The sequence below is a fragment of the Methylotenera sp. genome (assembly GCF_029946165.1).
Classification (GTDB): Bacteria; Pseudomonadota; Gammaproteobacteria; order Burkholderiales; family Methylophilaceae; genus Methylotenera.
In genome coordinates, this window is record NZ_JAQSDZ010000005.1 from 379,433 (window position 1) to 395,515 (window position 16,083).

Consider the following 16,083-nt stretch of genomic DNA (forward strand, 5'->3'; position numbering starts at 1 on the left):
CAACAATGCTCGCAAAGCCCATTCATAGCTATCGCCCTTACTGGGCGAAGCGGTTTGGTGCTGCGCCGATTTTACCTATGTCTCGTGCTGAGATGGATGAACTTGGCTGGGATAGTTGCGACATTATTTTGATTTCGGGTGATGCTTATATTGACCACCCGAGCTTTGGTATTGCTTTAGTTGGTCGTTTATTAGAAGCGCAAGGTTTTCGCGTAGGCATTATCGCCCAGCCAGATTGGCAAAATGCCAATGCGTTTAAATCGTTAGGGAAGCCTAATCTTTACTTCGGCGTGACTGCTGGCAATATGGACAGCATGGTAAATCGTTACACTGCAGATAGAAAAATCCGTAGTGACGATGCTTACACACCAGATGCTGCGCCAAATAAACGTCCTGATAGAGCTGTTCTGGTTTACTCGCAACGTTGTCGCGAGGCATATTCAGATGTGCCTTTGGTGATTGGCAGTATTGAAGCGAGTTTGCGCCGTATTGCGCATTACGACTACTGGAGTGATAAAGTTCGCCGCAGTGTGTTAATCGATTCGAAAGCGGATATTTTGCTTTACGGCAATGCTGAGCGGGCTTTAATTGAGTTAAGTCACCGCATTGCTAAAGGCGAAAAAATCACGGATATTCAAGATATTCGAGGTACGGCTTTCTTGCGTAAAAAGGTACCAGAAGGCTGGAGCGAAATTGAAAGTACTAAATTAGACCGCCCAGGCACTGTTGAAAAGCATGTTGACCCTTACGAAATGAAAATGGGTAAAGCGGATGCCAGTTGTGCAACAGACGAGAATAATGCGAAACCAGCGTTACCTGAAGGCACAAAAGCCATTGAAATCGTTCGTAAGCCTAAAGCAGACCGTACTAAACAATTTGTGCGTTTGCCTGATTATGAAGCGGTTGCGCAAGACCCTGTGTTGTATGCGCATGCTTCACGCGTGTTGCACTTAGAAGCCAACCCTGGCAATGCGCGCGCTTTGGTGCAAAAACATGGCGATAGAGAAGTGTGGTTAAACCCACCGCCGATTCCACTCACCACCAAAGAGATGGACTACGTTTACGATATGCCGTATGCGCGTAAGCCGCATCCAGCTTATGGCGATGCAAAAATTCCTGCATGGGAAATGATACGCTTTAGTGTGAATATCATGCGCGGCTGTTTTGGTGGCTGTACGTTTTGCAGTATTACTGAACATGAAGGTCGCATCATTCAAAGCCGCAGTGAAGCTTCAATTTTGAAAGAAGTTGAAGAGATTCGCGACAAAGTTGAAGGCTTTACTGGTGTGATTTCAGACCTTGGTGGCCCAACGGCTAATATGTACCGAATCGCTTGTAAGTCAGAGACCATCGAGAAAAACTGTCGCAAGTTAAGTTGTGTATATCCCGGAGTTTGTGAAAACTTGAACACAGACCACACAGCTTTAATCCAGCTATACCGTAAAGCGCGTGCCATTAAAGGTGTTAAAAAGATTTTAATCGGCAGCGGCGTTCGCTATGATCTCGCTGTGAAATCACCTGAATATGTCAAAGAGCTGGTGCAACATCATGTGGGCGGCTATTTGAAAATCGCCCCTGAGCATTCTGAAGAAAATGTATTAAGCAAAATGATGAAGCCAGGCATGGATGCCTACGATGAGTTTAAAGCCATGTTTGAAAAGTTTAGTGCTGAAGCGGGTAAGAAGCAGTATCTAATACCGTACTTTATTGCCGCGCATCCTGGCACTACTGAACTGGATATGCTTAATTTAGCGCTTTGGCTTAAAAAGTACGACTTTAAGTTAGACCAAGTACAAACATTTACGCCAACACCAATGGCAATGGCAACGGCGATGTACCATTCGGGCAAAAACCCGCTCCGTAAAGTCACGGCAGATTCTGATGATGTGCCAATTCCCAAAGCGGGTAATGTGCGTAAACTGCATAAAGCCTTTATTCGCTACCATGACCCTAACAACTGGCCTATGCTCCGTGAGGCATTAACAAAAATGGGTCGTGCAGATTTAATTGGTAACGGCAAACAGCACTTGATACCAGCCTGGCAGCCACTTTCAAACAAGCCAATTACTACGGTGCGTGGTGAGAAACTTGAACGAACTGTTAGACCTAGACGTGTGTCAGAAGTCAAACGCAAATATTCCTAAGCGCTCTTGCTAGCTAAAAGTTCCAGCTAAAGTATTAGGTGTGTTTGTATTGCTAACATTTCTACTACTTTAAGGCGGCTCCATGATTTTTCGATGTAAATGGATTTTGCAATTCAAACGGCTATTCAGCGCTATTCTCACATTTGTTTTTTTAGCGCTTGCTACCACCAATGCTTGTGCCGAAAAGGGTTTGTTCTGGAAAGTGGAGTCGCCTGCGGGTAAAGCCAGTTATCTATTTGGCACTATGCATACTGATGACAATCGTGTGACTAATTTTTCCCCAGCGGTTGATAAAGCCTTGCAGTCTGTAGATGCGTTTATGATGGAAACAATCTCAGCTAATGACCCAAGTGTATTCAAAATGCCAGATGGTGATTTAAAAAATATGCTGAGTGAAGCAGAGCTAGATAAAGTTTATACGCTAGCTGAATTTCACGTGATGCACCGTGGTGCTACAACCCAAATGAAGCCTTGGTTGCTTGCTGTGGTGTTTGATTCACCCAAACCGCTCACACCATTCGCGCAAGATAATCTACTCATGACTAAGTCTGAAGATTTCGGCAAAGAAGTGATTGGCATTGAAGATGCAAAAGAACATTTTGGCGTAATGGATAGCTTTAGTCGCGATGAACAGCTTACCATGTTGCGCGCGGTGTTAAAACGTAGCCCAGAACAGAAAGAGCGTGACTTTGAATCATTAATGGCGGCTTATTTAGCAGGAGATAGTAATAAAGTCGCTGCCCTAGACGAAAAAATCACAGGCGGTATGCTTCCTCCAGCCTTGAGGGCAAAAATGCGCTCTAAGTTATTAGATGAGCGCAATGTGGTGATGGCGCAACGTATTGTAGAAGTGGCTGATAGCAAGAGCGTATTCGTGGCTGTTGGCGCCTCGCACTTAGCTGGTAAGGGAGGTTTAATTGCTCGGTTAAGACAAGCGGGTTATAGATTAAGCCCAATCCGCTAAGCTCATTCAATCAGATTCGATCAATCAGATTCAATACATTCAGCTGGATATCCTGTAATTAAGGTATCAAAATTAAAGCTTAGTCGCTAATTTGTAGCAAAAAGTGAAGAACTTTATAGTTGGCAATTGCACCAACATATCACCGTTGCACCACTATATAGCTCGATTAACTGCCTAAGCTGAATCCGTAAGTATTTATCTAATACCACCCACATACTTATGTGGATCTATTACCTCTTTTAAATCTTCTACTTCTTCTTCAAATGAGGGTGCTAAAGTATTCCGAAATTCCTTGGTATCATTCTTAGTTGCACTGAATTTTTCTGGAATTGGTATCGGCGTAGATAATTTTCCAAACATCATTATTTCAAAACGATCGACATATTCATTCAGGTCGGTTAATCCTTGTTCACGACATAGCGCAATAATATGTGTGGCATAAGCTTCATTTTCAACAAACCATTTAATATCAATGGTTCTACTTATCTTACGTCTCAGTATTACGCTAATAAGCGCAGCTACTGAGACTTTTTCAGTGCTATGCAAAGTTTCAGCCATTACAATATCCTCTCTGCGTGCTGAGTGATGTCAAGACCATCGTGTTCATCTTCGGCATCCACACGTAGACCAATTAATAAGTCCACAACTTTTAAAATAACAAGCGTGACTATTGCGCTGTAAGCCAAGGTAGTAAAGGCCGCCACGGCTTGTAATGTCACATTCGCGTCTAAACCACTTAACGCCTTATCTGCAAAAACGCCAGTTAATACTGCACCAACTAAACCGCCCACACCATGAATACCAAACACGTCTAATGCATCATCAGCACCTAATAAGCGCTTGAGGCTCGTTGCACCCACGTAACAAAGTGCACCACTAGCAATACCAATCGCTAATGCACCGTTAACATTGACAAATCCAGATGCAGGCGTGATAGCAACAAGCCCAGCCACAGCTCCCGAGGCGAACCCCAGCATGGTGATTCTTGATTTAACTAACCATTCAATTAGTATCCAAGTTAATGCTGCCATAGCAGCCGCTATTTGGGTCACTAGCATCGCCATGCCTGCACGACCATCGGCTGCTAATGCGGAGCCTGCATTAAAGCCAAACCAACCAACCCATAACAGAGAGGCCCCAACCAGTGTATACACTAGGTTAAATGGAATAAAGGGTACTTTGCCATAACCTACTCTAGGGCCTAATACGTAAGCGCAAACGAGGCCAGCAGCACCTGCGTTAATGTGAACTACGGTTCCTCCAGCAAAATCTAATACACCCATCGATGCGAACAAACCTGTTGGCTCCCAAACCCAGTGTGCTACAGGTGCGTAAACTAATATTGACCAAAGCCCCATAAACACTAGCATTGCTGTAAAACGCATGCGTTCGGCAAACGCGCCAACAATTAAAGCCGGTGTAATAATCGCAAACGTCATTTGAAACATCACAAATACTGATTCTGGAATGGTTGGTGCTAAGTGACTCACAGAAAGTTGGCTAGTAGCTTTAATGTAACTAATACCGGATAACATTAGACGGTCTAAGCTACCCAGATAGGGCGTTCCAGGTGTAAATGCAAGGCTGTAACCAATAAGTATCCAAATAACACTCACCAAGCAACAGATTGCAAAGCTTTGCAAAGCAGTTGAAAGTACATTTTTCTTGCGCACCATCCCTGCGTAAAACAAGACTAGTCCAGGTATGGTCATTAACAAAACCAATGCTGTGGAAGACAGCATCCATGCCGTGTCACCCGAGTTGATTTTATCAAAACCAACTAAGTAAGGTTTTGTATAAACGGATTCTGCGGTTGGTGTTACATCGACAGTAGCCATTTTGGGAGTAACAGGAGGAGCAACTTGCTCTTGTGTATAAGTTGATTCAATTGTTGATGTCGGTGAATCTATGCTTGCAGCCACAGGCTCTGCGTTTGGACTTTCAATAGTAGATGTCTCTGAGTATGCTGGCATTGCCAACAAGTTAATTGCTACAACAAAAAGCCATATCCATAGATTGCTTTTTTTAGAGTACATAAGTTTTAATTCCTAAGTATTTAATATTTTTGACGGATTAAAATTAACAATCTGAACTATAAAATCTGTTTTAGATACCGTTATCTAAATTAATGTAAGCAAAAAATATGCCTTAACGTATGTTATTGAAACTTTTTAACATTGTAGTTGAGGTTTTCGGGTTCATTGTTCATGGCTTCTATCGCTTCGTCCATCACTTGCGTAGCTATAGTGCCACCTATTTCACCCTCTAGCCATGCGCGCAAATGTTTCAAAAATGATTTAAGTTGATCTGGCTTATAGGTGCGCAACTGAACAGTTTTACCTGTGTTGATTAACGAGAGAAGTTGATTTTGCTGACCTACAGACCAAGGCATACTCTGAGTAAGTTCTATTAAGAATGGATTTAGCTTTTGGTTAAATCCATTTTCAAATTTACCTAGTAAATCTAAAATTTTAAGAAGTAGGCATTGGAATGTTAAAAACTCTGGGGTGCTAATTACTTGGCTGGTAAATAGCGCTTGGTATTGGTTATTGTCTATTTCATTGATTGACTCAATTGCGGGATCAATCGACAGATTGTTACCCGTATTGTCTTTAACCACCTTGGCAGCTGAATCACTATCACCAAGCAATAAAGCACGGTGAAGTGCTCTTAGTAAGTCGCGTTGTTGGTCCGCGATTCCATAAGTTTGACAGACTTCTTTTGCAAAACTATTAAGTCCATTAAATACAGAGCCTGTGTCTTGGAAATAAGTCGACCATTTTTCAATGACCTCATTTGCTTCTTCTTCACTTAATACAGTTTGTAAACTTAAATATATAGAGTTTTGTTTCGAATTTTTTGTAATGTTTGGTTCTGAGTTTTGATTGATCTTCATTGAGATGCGCTTAAGATTCTGATAATGGTTTTATTAAGCAAAGTCTGCAAATCTCGTTATGCCATTCTCTTTTATTACTTGGGCACAACGAAAGATTAATACTTGTGCACGAGACTTTGCACTTGTCGTCAATACTTCTATGGATTGCATTAACGTAGCTCTTAAGCAGCTTTTTTATCCTCGCCGACTAACTCAAAGGGGTTACTGAGCATATTGAGCAGGTATTTAATATCAATCCCTTGAATGAGAAGATTTCCACTATTAGCTTTAATGATTTGTTTGACTAATACTCCGCCTTTATTGACTGCAAGCGGAGTTTGGGTCACTTGGCTTTGATTAAACTGCGCCACGGAATGTAAGGCACCCACCAGCAAGCCAATCTTGTGTTGTTGGTATTCAATCACGATGACTTGGCTATGGGTATCAACGACTGTCAGTTTTCCGCTGAGTAAGTATCCAAGATCATATACCCAAGCAAAAGTCTTACCTTCGCTCTCATGTTGTATGGCTAGTATGCCAACACGTTCTGAACCGCTTCCTATAGAAACACGGGAGACTTCAGAGGCTGGTAACGCCTCCAGTATGTATTCAGCTTCTACTGCAAATAGCCCGCCATCAATAAAGAAAGTAGCAAATTCAGGATCCGTTGATTGAGTCATCGATACATTAATAATCGATGCTGAATTGTTACCAGAGCTGTAATTATTACGGACTTCTCCAAAGGAGTCATAAACCACAGCGATAACATCCTCCTTGTAGCCATCACTCACTTTAAATTCTCTATAACCATTGCTGCTGCTGCATCCCAGTATTGAATAATGTCCATCGTGTATCACAATACGAGATGTACTTTTACCATTAGGCAAAGCAAGTAAATCAGCATCCATTTCTAGCATTGTGCCAACAGGACGGGTTGGGTCGGTGCTTGAAATGATTTGACCTTGCCTATCGATATAAAAAGCTGTAACGGATTTTTTATCTGTTATGCCACCTTGCAGCATGGCAGAAAACTCGGTAGATGAGTCAAACACAATGCCAATGCCGCCGACTACTGAGTTGCCATTTGGTGACATAATGGCTGCGTGGTAGATGTATGTTGGTGCATTGCCATAGAGCCTGTCTTGTGCAAAAGGCGAAACATAATATTGTTGTTCTGTACGTAGTGACAATACTTGCGCAAGTGTAGTCTCGTCTACTTTTGTGCCGATGATAGAAGCATTAGCTTCCATGGGGTTTGTGCTGGCAATAATGCTGCCAGTCTTGTCATACACAAATATTCGGCTATAAACGGTATATAGAGAGTTGATATATTCGAGTATGTCGGTAATCAGCATGACTGTTTTATGGTCGATTGTGGGGGAGGCCAGTGCCGCTCTTAGTTCTGGTGTCACTGCCCACCAACGGCAGTCATCTGAACGTTCATATAAATTGCGATCAAGTAAGTCGACTAATAAATGGGATACGAATTCGGAGTCTTGTAATCTGGAAGCCAACACGGTTTCGTATAAATCATTAATTGACTGAGCAAATAGTTCGTTACTGCGGGTACCTGTTTCACTAATTTGGTCTAACACGGTTTTTAATTTCAGTAACTCACCGCTTTGACCAGCCGTCATCACCTGTCCATTCCACACCACTCGGCGTATGGTTGATGCAGCATTCATGACTTCAAATAATGGAGGGCAAAAGGATTGTGCATGTGACAACAGGCCTTCAGCTACTACAGGATCTAATGTTGTTAAAGCATTGGTTTCCTTGCTGGTAAAAGCAATGTCAATGGGAGTCATCACTTGGCCTTGCCAACCTTTTGGCCCTAAGTAACCTTGATAACCATCAGAAGTAAAGGTGCTTACTAAATATTTTCGGCCACTAAACACTTTTAAATTTGAATGCATTTCATCATTGACGGGTACAACAGAACCTACTGGAACCCATGTCTTATCGCTCGACTCTATGACGGAATTATCACTATCTAGTAGCAACATTACCGATCGCCCAGTAGGATCGCCATGAGATTTAAAAATACTCGCCATTTCCTCTACAAAATCGAAGCATAGACATAACACGCCAATCACTTCGTCTGTGTGGGGATGTCGCATTCGCTTGGAATAAATGAGCGCTTTATTTTTGTTAGGGCGTAGGTCCGAAGCACGATACGTTTCGATGTATTGATCTGAATTTAAGGTTTCTTTAATTAGAGGATCTAAGCTGCCTTCAATGCGTGTTTCTTCGTTAATTTGGACTAAAACATTGCCGTGTACATCCAGTAAAATAATTTCATCATAAACCGTATATTTTTTTCTATAAGCGAGTAAACGGTCGCGAATGATTTCATCATTACCTGATAAGCCCGCAACAAATTCACATAATTCATTATCAGTGGCTAAAAAACCAACATCGGCGGTGCGTTCATAAAGATTACGTACCAAAATGTCGATGACATAATGCGCTTTGGTGCCATTTTCATTGAGTACAGTAGCCACCTTTTCTTGCACTAGGCTTAATACCAGTTCTTTTTCTAAGCGGTTAAAGCCCGCACGAGTTGCCGCCATCGTAGGTAAAATACTTTTTGCCTCAGTTGGGCAATTCATTTTTGCTGAAGACTCGATCATGCGCCACATTAGGTTTAACTCATGTAACGATTGTTCACAACGTATGACATCTCTCATGTACGGGAGAAAGTTATCAAGTTCAATCGTAGTAATTTGGCTCATGTAGACCTCGTAAAATTATTGCTCTAGCAATTGTTAAGTAGAACTTTTAATTACTGTTAAGCAAAATGCAAGCCAGCGCAGAAAATCCAAGGATGTAGTAGGCTCTCTATAATGATCTCTCTCATTTGAAGAAGTTAAATGTTTGAAATAGCTTAACTTTGGTGCATGGTAGGAAGCACTCGCACCTTTAAAGTGAACTTAGCTCCTAATGCTGACCTTGGAGCTCATGCTGATAATCTACTAACACGGCGCACCAATCACTTTGAGTACTTAAGCTTTCTTCTTTCAGACATGGCATAAATTCTGCTTAGTGTAATTAAACTACTTTGAAGTGCTGAAATTACTAAGCAAAAAAACTACATGAATTCGCCCACACCAACTTTTAAATCACTTATTGCTATTGATGCATTTGTGCATGACCGCCAGCGCATGCTCGATACGTTGGTAGATAATTTGGAAGGCTTGGTTTATTGCAATCTTTATGACCAGCACTGGACCATGATTTATGTGAGTGATGGATGTAAAGATTTAACAGGTTACTTTCCTGATGATTTAATGTTCAATAATTTACTTTCGTATGAAGAAGTAATCTTTAAAGATGATAGGCCGTTAGTACGAGCTGTTATTGACGAAGCAGTTAAGCTTGGTAAACGCTTTGAAGTTGAATATCGCATTCGACATGCCAACACAGATATTGTCTGGGTGTGTGAACGCGGTAACCCGATTTATAATGCAAAAGGTCAAGTTCATGCGATAGAAGGTTTTATTCAGAACATTACAAATCGGAAAATTGCTGAGCAGTCATTACATAATGCAGAACTTCGTTATAGATCTATTTTTGAGAATGCAATTGAAGGAATTTTTCAAACATCGACAAATGGACAATATTTAATCGTTAATCCTGCATTAGCCAAGATATATGGGTACAGCTCGCCAGAAGAGTTAATAAGCGTACTTAATAATATTCAACAACAGCTTTATGTCATGCCTGGTCGCCGTGAAGAGTTTGTGGAAGCCATGTTAGCCAATCAAAGCGTACATAACTTTGAATCATTAGTTTATAAAAAAGATAACAGCACTATCTGGATTTCTGAAAATGCTCGCATGGTGCATGACAAAGCTGGAAATCTCCTCTATTACGAAGGTACAGTTGAGGATATAACAGCACGTAAAAACTACGACCATACACTTGAGCACCAAGCCAAGCATGACAGCCTGACAGGCTTACCTAACCGCTATATGCTCAATGATAGACTGCAACAATCTATTAATTTTGCAGACCGTCACCAAAATAAAATGGCCGTGGCTTTCGTCGATCTTGATCAGTTCAAGCTCATCAACGATAGCATGGGGCATGAGGTAGGTGATGAGTTGTTATTGATTATGGCTAAACGACTGTCTAGCAGTATTCGTGAAGTAGATACTGTGGTGAGATTAGGTGGTGATGAGTTTGTCATACTGTTGACCAATATCGAAAGTGTGAATGATGTTTTAATTAGCATGCAGCGTGTATTGGTCGCTATTGCTGCGCCTTGCGTGATTAATGAGCTAGATTACGTTGTCACTTCTAGCATAGGCATAAGTATCTATCCAGATGATGGTATTGAGCCGAATACACTGCTTAAAAATGCTGACACAGCGATGTATAAAGCAAAAAAAGCGGGTCGTAATAACTATCAAATTTACACTCAGGAGTTGAACGAAGCATTAACCGAACGCGTGATGATGGAGTATCGCTTAAGGCTAGCGATAGAGAACGGCGAGTTCCTGTTACATTACCAACCTAAAGTAAATTTTGCGACAGGTCAAATTAGTGGCGCTGAGGCTTTAATTCGTTGGCAAACCCCAGAAGGTGAACTGATTCCGCCTATGAAGTTCATTCATATTGCGGAAGAAACTGGGCTGATTGAGAGTATTGGCGAATGGGTGCTTATTGAAGCTTGTAAAAAGGCTAAAGAATTAAAAGAAAAAATGGGGCGATCCATCCCCATCGCAGTCAATGTTTCTCCACGGCAATTTAAACAGCCAAATCTTGTGCAGATAATCGAGAACGCTCTAGCACTTTCTAATCTTGATCCAGAATGTTTAGAGCTGGAAATCACTGAGAGCACATTAATTGATGATGCCCCGAAATTTATAAAAACACTTCATGCCCTAAAAAAGATAGGAGTTAAGTTAGCCATTGATGACTTTGGTACAGGTTATTCAAGCTTGGCTTATCTAAAGGATTTTCCGATAGATCGTTTAAAAATAGATAAAGCCTTTGTCTGCAAACTTGAGAATGACCCTGCGAATGCCGCCATACTTAAAGCCATTATCGTGTTGGGGCAAAGCTTGGGCATGAAAGTGATTGCTGAGGGCGTTGAAACTCTTTACCAGCACGATTATTTACAGTCGATAGGTTGTGATGAACTGCAAGGCTATTACTTCAGTAAGCCAATACTTGCGATTGACTTTGAGGCATTACTTCAAAAGTAGATTCTTCATTAGATTCATAGCAAGATAATTTTAGATACTCTGCCGTTCCACATTATTTATTCACATGTGGCCCAGCATTGTAATTGATGATTTCAGTGCTTTGTGACACATGAATTAATTTCTCAGTATCGAATCCGAGCTCTTTAGCTTGCGCAATCAAATGTTGTTTAATCGGGTAGGTGAGTTGTGGCGTTCTGGAAAGAATCCATAAATAGGATTTATTCGGACCACAAATCATGACATAGTTATAGTATGGTTTGTCTAACACCATTATGTTATAAGCGCCGTAGAATGGCCCAAAGAATGATACTTTAAGCTTACCCGTATTGGTTTTATCGGCATTGGGCGGGTCGACAAAATAAGCTTTGCCTTCGGCTTCTTTCCATTCATTAGTTTTAGCATTAAAACCGCGATTAATGACTTTAATGCCGCCATCTTCACGCAAGCTGTAAGTGGCCGTTACTTTTTCTAAATCACGTTCAAATGAATGGTCTAGCCTAGCAATTTCGTACCAAGTTCCCAGGTATTGGCTTGCATCTACGCTATCAACCACCTTCACATTTTCAGGTGTTCCCATACATGCCGTGAGTACTAGAGCTGCAATCCAAGGAAAAATATTTTTCATTTAATAGACCTCTATTTTTTTCTTTAAAGCTAACTATGTGATCGCTTAAGCTTTTTCAGCGTTGTTCAAGGAGGTCAGTTCCGCTTCTGTTAACCAACGCCATTCGCCAACGCCTAAGTCATCAGGCAGCTTCACTTCGCCAATTTGGATGCGCTTTAATCTTTCTACACGATTGCTAATGGCGGCCACCATGCGCTTAACTTGGTGATATTTACCTTCAGCTAGCGTCATGTGGATAATGTTTTCAGTGATGCGTGTACAGGCGAGTGCGGCAATCGGCGCATCTTCATCGATTAATTGCACGCCTTTTAAAATGTGAGCAATTTGTTCATCGTTCATTGGGTGTTTACAAGTCACTTCATAGACTTTTGGCACCTTATGTTTTGGCGAACTCATGCGATGTATAAATTGCCCATCATCTGAAATTAGAATTAACCCCGTGGTGTCCTCATCTAACCTGCCAATACATTGCACATCACGCACCACCAATGGGTGAGGCAGTAAACTGTAGATGGTAGGGTGGTGCTGGGTTTTGTGTGAGCATTCGTAATTGCTCGGTTTATGCAACATTAAGTAAGATTTTTCGCGGTAATCCCACGCTTCACCTTTTACCGTGTATTGCAGATTTTCAGTTTCAAACTCTGCGTCAGGGTCATCACAAATTTCACCATTGACGGTGACCTCTTGATTGAGAATTAGAATGCGGCACAACTTACGTGCGCCAAAGCCTTGATTGCAAATAATGCGTTCAAGCGGAAGTTTTGATTTTAGTTTTTTAGCCATACGCTCATTATAACGTTAGCCATTAAAAAGCCAGCGTATTGTGAGTTTTAAAGTGCTTGATTTTGATTGTTAACATCTAGATGATTTACTTAAATCCTAATACGTTCAAAGGTGAGTTTCGGTTAAACTGTCATTTTTAATAGTTAGATAATTGTTCAATGTCATTTAAACACATCATTTCACGCGACAACCCAGTTTTTAAACAGCTTAAAAAATTAGCGGATAATTCGCGTGAGCGCCGTAGTGAAGGGCAAACTTTATTAGATGGTGTACATTTAATAGAAGCTTATATGGCTACTTTTGGTGAGCCTGTGCTGATTATAATTCCAGAAGGTAAAAGTAGTGTTGAAGCGACTGGCTTGATTCAGAACTTGACGGAAATTTCAACCATTATGCTGCCAACATTGATGTTTGCTGAACTAACGCCAGTAGCAAGTGCAACTGGTATTTTGGCGCTGGTTAAGATTCCACAATTAACTGCGCCAGAGCAACTGAAATTTGCATTGATGTTAGAAGATATTCAAGACCCTGGTAATTTAGGCAGCATGTTGCGCACAGCGGCGGCGGCGGGTGTAGAAGCAGTTTATCTGAGCACAAGTTGTACTGATGCATGGTCGCCAAAAGCCTTACGCGGCGGACAGGGCGCCCAATTTGTATTGCCTATTGTTGAGCGTGCTAATTTAATTGCAGAGTTAGATAATTTTAACGGCAACAGTTATGCAACCGCTATGCACGGCGAGTCGCTCTATGCGCAAGATTTAACGCAAGCAACTGCGTTTGTGATTGGTAATGAAGGCGCGGGGTTGAGAAAGCAAACCATAGCCGCTGCGGATAAAAGTATTACTATCCCAATGACAGAAAGCCAATTCGGTTCGGTAGAGTCACTTAATGCAGGGGCAGCTGCGGCTATTTGTTTATTTGAGCGTAAACGACAAATACTATGATTACTGTAAAACTAAAACAAACAGGTTTTTCTGCTATCGAAATGATGGTGGTCGTTGCGATTATTGCAATCTTGGCGATGATTGCCATTCCTTCTAGCATGGGACGCATAGTTAAAGAGCACGTCAATGCAGCATTGCCATTGGCGGATATCGTTAAAGAACCTATAGCTGCTGCATGGAAGCTAACCAAAACCTTGCCTGCTGATAATAAAGAAGCAGGCCTGCCTGATGCAGATAAAATTGTGAGTAATTTTATAAGTTCAGTTGAAGTGAAAAATGGCGCTATTCACATGACATTTGGCAATAAAGCACATTCAAAACTTAAAGGTAAAGTATTGTCGTTGCGACCTGCGGTCATTGAAGAGTCTCAAATCGTACCAGTGACGTGGGTGTGTGGTGACGCTAAAGCACCCGATAAAATGGCGCTAAAAGGCGAAAACAGAACGAATGTTGCCCCTGAGTTTTTACCGATGATGTGTAGGTAAAATCTATGTGGATAATTTGCTAATTGTTTAGTGAATTTTAGGGCTAGTGGTCAGCGCTACTTCAGTCGCCACTAATTGCGCGGCATCAACCTTATCAAAAGCATAATGCGCATTACAAAAGTCGCAGTTAACCTCAATTTTGCCTTGTTCTTCAATGATGCTATTGATTTCTTCATCCCCCAGCATGCGTAACATATTGGATACGCTTTCACGAGTGCAACTACAAAAGAATTGCGTGATGCTAGGTTCAAATAGACGTACATCTTCTTCGTGAAATAAACGGGTAATCAGTGTTTCAGTCGGCAAGTTAAGTAGTTCATCATCCGTCACGGTGCCAGCTAAATAACCAACACGGTTCCAAATATCTTCATCATGTATTTGCGTTTCTTGGTTCATGGTTTCTGGTAATTTCTGTATCAGCATGCCTGCAGCAGAGTCACCATCGCAACTTAACCAAATTTTGGTGTCAATTTGCTCTGAGCGCATCATGTAGTTTTCTAACACTGCGCTAATGCTATCTCCCTCTATTGGCACGATTCCTTGATAGGCTTGCCCGTCCTTTGGGTCTAGCGTAATCATGAATTGACCTTGTTCGATTAGCTCAAACAAGTTTTGATCATCGGCTACTTCACCACTCCATTTAGCCGTGGCGCGCATTTTTATTGTGGTGCCAATATCTGAATTACATTCGACCACTAAAAGCTTTAACGCACCTTTGCTTTGAATTTGCATCACCAAAGAGCCATTCATTTTAAGTGTAGCTGCGAGGAGGGCGCTGGCAGCCATTAACTCGCCAAGCGCTTTTCGTAAGCCTGTAGGCAGATGTTGTTTATTCAGAGCTTGCTGTAATGTTTGCGTTAAGTTGACTAGGTTGCCACGTACTGGCGTGTTTTCAAATACGAAGCGTTGCAGAGTGTCTTGATATGTTTTCATGCCGCCATTTTAACATAGGGCGGTTAAGTTATTGCTGATAAGGTGGAATGTCCCAGCTCAGTAACTCATTTCCAAGCAGTATCAAATGGCAATGCAATCGATCCGCGCCATTGGCGCTAACATCAAATTCATAAGTGCGTAAAAACCGCACATGCCCACGACTATTACGCCCAAGCCATAATTTGTTACATGCTACAGTTTCATCAAGTAGTTGCAGATTAAAACGTGAGGCGAGCTCGTGACCTAATAAAATTGCGCGTTCTCGTTTGTCCATACTATCTAGCCAATACCAACCCATACCAATGAGTATGGCTAATAATGCAATTTCCATGCTGTGTTCTTTCCTAGGTTTTATTTTTTATGAGTAACTTTTATGACGTCATTGGCGATTTAAATTATTTATACTGAAAAAAAGTCTATTATTATGTCGAATTGTAAGCTAAAGCTACCGCATATCAGATATAGTTTTATGAAGTCATTATGAAGAATTGCAATCTAATGGATCAAACGCGTGAAGATGAAGCCGTTAGGGCTTATTTAAAGCTACTGCAGACCAAGGGTGCGGTTAACTCAGCGTTACTTAGGCGTTCCCAGTTTTTAGAGAAGCTGATTGTGAGCCTTGCAGGAAAAGAGTTAGATGGCAATGAATATCGCGAGGCGTTGGAACCGCTGATGGAAACCATGCCAACCGATGATTGGCACGATTGTTTGACTGCCGCACGTGAGTTCTTCCCATTTTGGAAAGAGGATTTTAAAGCGATTGCTGCATTAAATATCAATCCAGGTTTTGACATCACCCCCACACAATGGAAGCCATTACCAATGACATTAAAGTTGTTAATGGAAAGCTTAACCACGGAGAAATTTGAGGCATCAGAAAATTGGCCATTAAAAGCCTATGCCCAAGCGCTTCGCCAAGAGGGTTCAGAGCAATCTTTGGTCGATACGCGCGTTAAGTTGGCAAAAATCATAGTGGTACGTTTAAAAAATGCACCAGTGAAAAATCATAAATCTTATCGAACAGCGGTTGACCTAACGCTACCACTATTTAACATTAAAAATGGGGCTGTAGTAGATTAGCATAAATGTTATGCTAAATAAATGAAGCTAAGTCATT

General features: G+C 41.5%; 14 protein-coding genes. 6 read left to right on the forward strand and 8 right to left on the reverse strand.

What is annotated here, in order from left to right; genetic code table 11:
* The first annotated feature begins 5 nt into the window (after window positions 1-5).
* On the forward strand, window positions 6-2,144 hold the full coding sequence (locus PSV17_RS04090) for a YgiQ family radical SAM protein (protein ID WP_300479982.1): 2,139 nt from the start codon (window positions 6-8) through the stop codon (window positions 2,142-2,144).
* Window positions 2,145-2,226: 82 nt separating this feature from the next.
* A complete protein-coding gene (locus tag PSV17_RS04095; protein WP_300479936.1) occupies window positions 2,227-3,108 on the forward strand; it encodes a TraB/GumN family protein in 882 nt (293 codons plus the stop codon).
* A 195-nt stretch (window positions 3,109-3,303) separates the two neighbouring features.
* On the opposite strand, the gene PSV17_RS04100 is transcribed toward PSV17_RS04095, so the two are convergent.
* The 4 genes from PSV17_RS04100 to PSV17_RS04115 all read right to left on the reverse strand — a co-directional run bounded on the left by PSV17_RS04100 (window position 3,304) and on the right by PSV17_RS04115 (window position 8,718).
* Complete coding sequence (locus tag PSV17_RS04100) at window positions 3,304-3,666, reverse strand: hypothetical protein (RefSeq protein ID WP_300479937.1); 363 nt, start codon at window positions 3,664-3,666, stop codon at window positions 3,304-3,306.
* Window positions 3,666-5,144 (reverse strand): ammonium transporter, encoded by a 1,479-nt coding sequence (locus PSV17_RS04105; protein WP_300479939.1) that lies wholly within the window; start codon window positions 5,142-5,144, stop codon window positions 3,666-3,668. The genes PSV17_RS04100 and PSV17_RS04105 overlap by 1 nt, the downstream gene beginning before the upstream one ends.
* 122 nt (window positions 5,145-5,266) lie before the next feature.
* On the reverse strand, window positions 5,267-6,004 hold the full coding sequence (locus PSV17_RS04110) for a hypothetical protein (RefSeq protein ID WP_300479941.1): 738 nt from the start codon (window positions 6,002-6,004) through the stop codon (window positions 5,267-5,269).
* Between the two features lie 161 nt (window positions 6,005-6,165).
* Window positions 6,166-8,718: a chemotaxis protein CheW gene (locus PSV17_RS04115; protein WP_300479943.1), complete on the reverse strand. Its 2,553-nt coding sequence runs from the start codon at window positions 8,716-8,718 to the stop codon at window positions 6,166-6,168.
* A 360-nt stretch (window positions 8,719-9,078) separates the two neighbouring features.
* Here PSV17_RS04115 and PSV17_RS04120 point away from each other — a divergent pair, with 360 nt between their 5' ends.
* Window positions 9,079-11,196 carry a bifunctional diguanylate cyclase/phosphodiesterase gene (locus PSV17_RS04120; protein ID WP_300479945.1) on the forward strand — a complete coding sequence of 706 codons (2,118 nt, stop codon included), beginning with the start codon at window positions 9,079-9,081 and terminating at the stop codon, window positions 11,194-11,196.
* Between the two features lie 52 nt (window positions 11,197-11,248).
* Here PSV17_RS04120 and PSV17_RS04125 read toward each other — a convergent pair whose 3' ends face one another.
* Window positions 11,249-11,821 carry a lipocalin family protein gene (locus PSV17_RS04125; RefSeq protein WP_300479946.1) on the reverse strand — a complete coding sequence of 191 codons (573 nt, stop codon included), beginning with the start codon at window positions 11,819-11,821 and terminating at the stop codon, window positions 11,249-11,251.
* A 45-nt stretch (window positions 11,822-11,866) separates the two neighbouring features.
* The gene (locus PSV17_RS04130) at window positions 11,867-12,604 is read right to left on the reverse strand and encodes a 16S rRNA pseudouridine(516) synthase (RefSeq protein WP_300479949.1); all 738 of its coding nucleotides are present in this window, start codon (window positions 12,602-12,604) and stop codon (window positions 11,867-11,869) included.
* Window positions 12,605-12,762: 158 nt separating this feature from the next.
* On the opposite strand from PSV17_RS04130, the gene PSV17_RS04135 reads away from it, so the two are divergent.
* A complete protein-coding gene (locus PSV17_RS04135) occupies window positions 12,763-13,548 on the forward strand; it encodes an RNA methyltransferase (RefSeq protein ID WP_300479951.1) in 786 nt (261 codons plus the stop codon).
* On the forward strand, window positions 13,545-14,033 hold the full coding sequence (locus PSV17_RS04140) for a pilin (protein WP_300479952.1): 489 nt from the start codon (window positions 13,545-13,547) through the stop codon (window positions 14,031-14,033). Before PSV17_RS04135 ends, PSV17_RS04140 begins: the two co-directional genes overlap by 4 nt.
* A 27-nt stretch (window positions 14,034-14,060) precedes the next feature.
* Here PSV17_RS04140 and hslO read toward each other — a convergent pair whose 3' ends face one another.
* Together hslO and PSV17_RS04150 are read right to left on the reverse strand one after the other, a co-directional pair.
* Window positions 14,061-14,966, reverse strand: coding sequence for an Hsp33 family molecular chaperone HslO (gene hslO, locus PSV17_RS04145; RefSeq protein ID WP_300479953.1), 906 nt, complete (start codon window positions 14,964-14,966; stop codon window positions 14,061-14,063).
* 28 nt (window positions 14,967-14,994) lie between these two features.
* Window positions 14,995-15,297 carry a DUF3301 domain-containing protein gene (locus PSV17_RS04150; RefSeq protein WP_300479955.1) on the reverse strand — a complete coding sequence of 101 codons (303 nt, stop codon included), beginning with the start codon at window positions 15,295-15,297 and terminating at the stop codon, window positions 14,995-14,997.
* A 149-nt stretch (window positions 15,298-15,446) separates the two neighbouring features.
* On the opposite strand from PSV17_RS04150, the gene PSV17_RS04155 reads away from it, so the two are divergent.
* Entirely contained in the window at window positions 15,447-16,046 is a 600-nt protein-coding gene (locus PSV17_RS04155) for a hypothetical protein (protein ID WP_300479956.1), read from the forward strand.
* Window positions 16,047-16,083 lie beyond the last annotated feature (37 nt).

What these genes read in the sequence shown, in the direction of transcription:
- PSV17_RS04100 (WP_300479937.1), bottom strand. Translation starts at nt 3,666, where the DNA reads ATGGCTGAAACTTTGCATAGCACTGAAAAAGTCTCAGTAGCTGCGCTT.
- PSV17_RS04105 (WP_300479939.1), bottom strand. Translation starts at nt 5,144, where the DNA reads ATGTACTCTAAAAAAAGCAATCTATGGATATGGCTTTTTGTTGTAGCA.
- PSV17_RS04090 (WP_300479982.1), top strand. Translation starts at nt 6, where the DNA reads ATGCTCGCAAAGCCCATTCATAGCTATCGCCCTTACTGGGCGAAGCGG.
- hslO (WP_300479953.1), bottom strand. Translation starts at nt 14,966, where the DNA reads ATGAAAACATATCAAGACACTCTGCAACGCTTCGTATTTGAAAACACG.
- PSV17_RS04120 (WP_300479945.1), top strand. Translation starts at nt 9,079, where the DNA reads ATGAATTCGCCCACACCAACTTTTAAATCACTTATTGCTATTGATGCA.
- PSV17_RS04140 (WP_300479952.1), top strand. Translation starts at nt 13,545, where the DNA reads ATGATTACTGTAAAACTAAAACAAACAGGTTTTTCTGCTATCGAAATG.
- PSV17_RS04150 (WP_300479955.1), bottom strand. Translation starts at nt 15,297, where the DNA reads ATGGAAATTGCATTATTAGCCATACTCATTGGTATGGGTTGGTATTGG.
- PSV17_RS04155 (WP_300479956.1), top strand. Translation starts at nt 15,447, where the DNA reads ATGAAGAATTGCAATCTAATGGATCAAACGCGTGAAGATGAAGCCGTT.
- PSV17_RS04110 (WP_300479941.1), bottom strand. Translation starts at nt 6,004, where the DNA reads ATGAAGATCAATCAAAACTCAGAACCAAACATTACAAAAAATTCGAAA.
- PSV17_RS04115 (WP_300479943.1), bottom strand. Translation starts at nt 8,718, where the DNA reads ATGAGCCAAATTACTACGATTGAACTTGATAACTTTCTCCCGTACATG.
- PSV17_RS04095 (WP_300479936.1), top strand. Translation starts at nt 2,227, where the DNA reads ATGATTTTTCGATGTAAATGGATTTTGCAATTCAAACGGCTATTCAGC.
- PSV17_RS04125 (WP_300479946.1), bottom strand. Translation starts at nt 11,821, where the DNA reads ATGAAAAATATTTTTCCTTGGATTGCAGCTCTAGTACTCACGGCATGT.
- PSV17_RS04135 (WP_300479951.1), top strand. Translation starts at nt 12,763, where the DNA reads ATGTCATTTAAACACATCATTTCACGCGACAACCCAGTTTTTAAACAG.
- PSV17_RS04130 (WP_300479949.1), bottom strand. Translation starts at nt 12,604, where the DNA reads ATGGCTAAAAAACTAAAATCAAAACTTCCGCTTGAACGCATTATTTGC.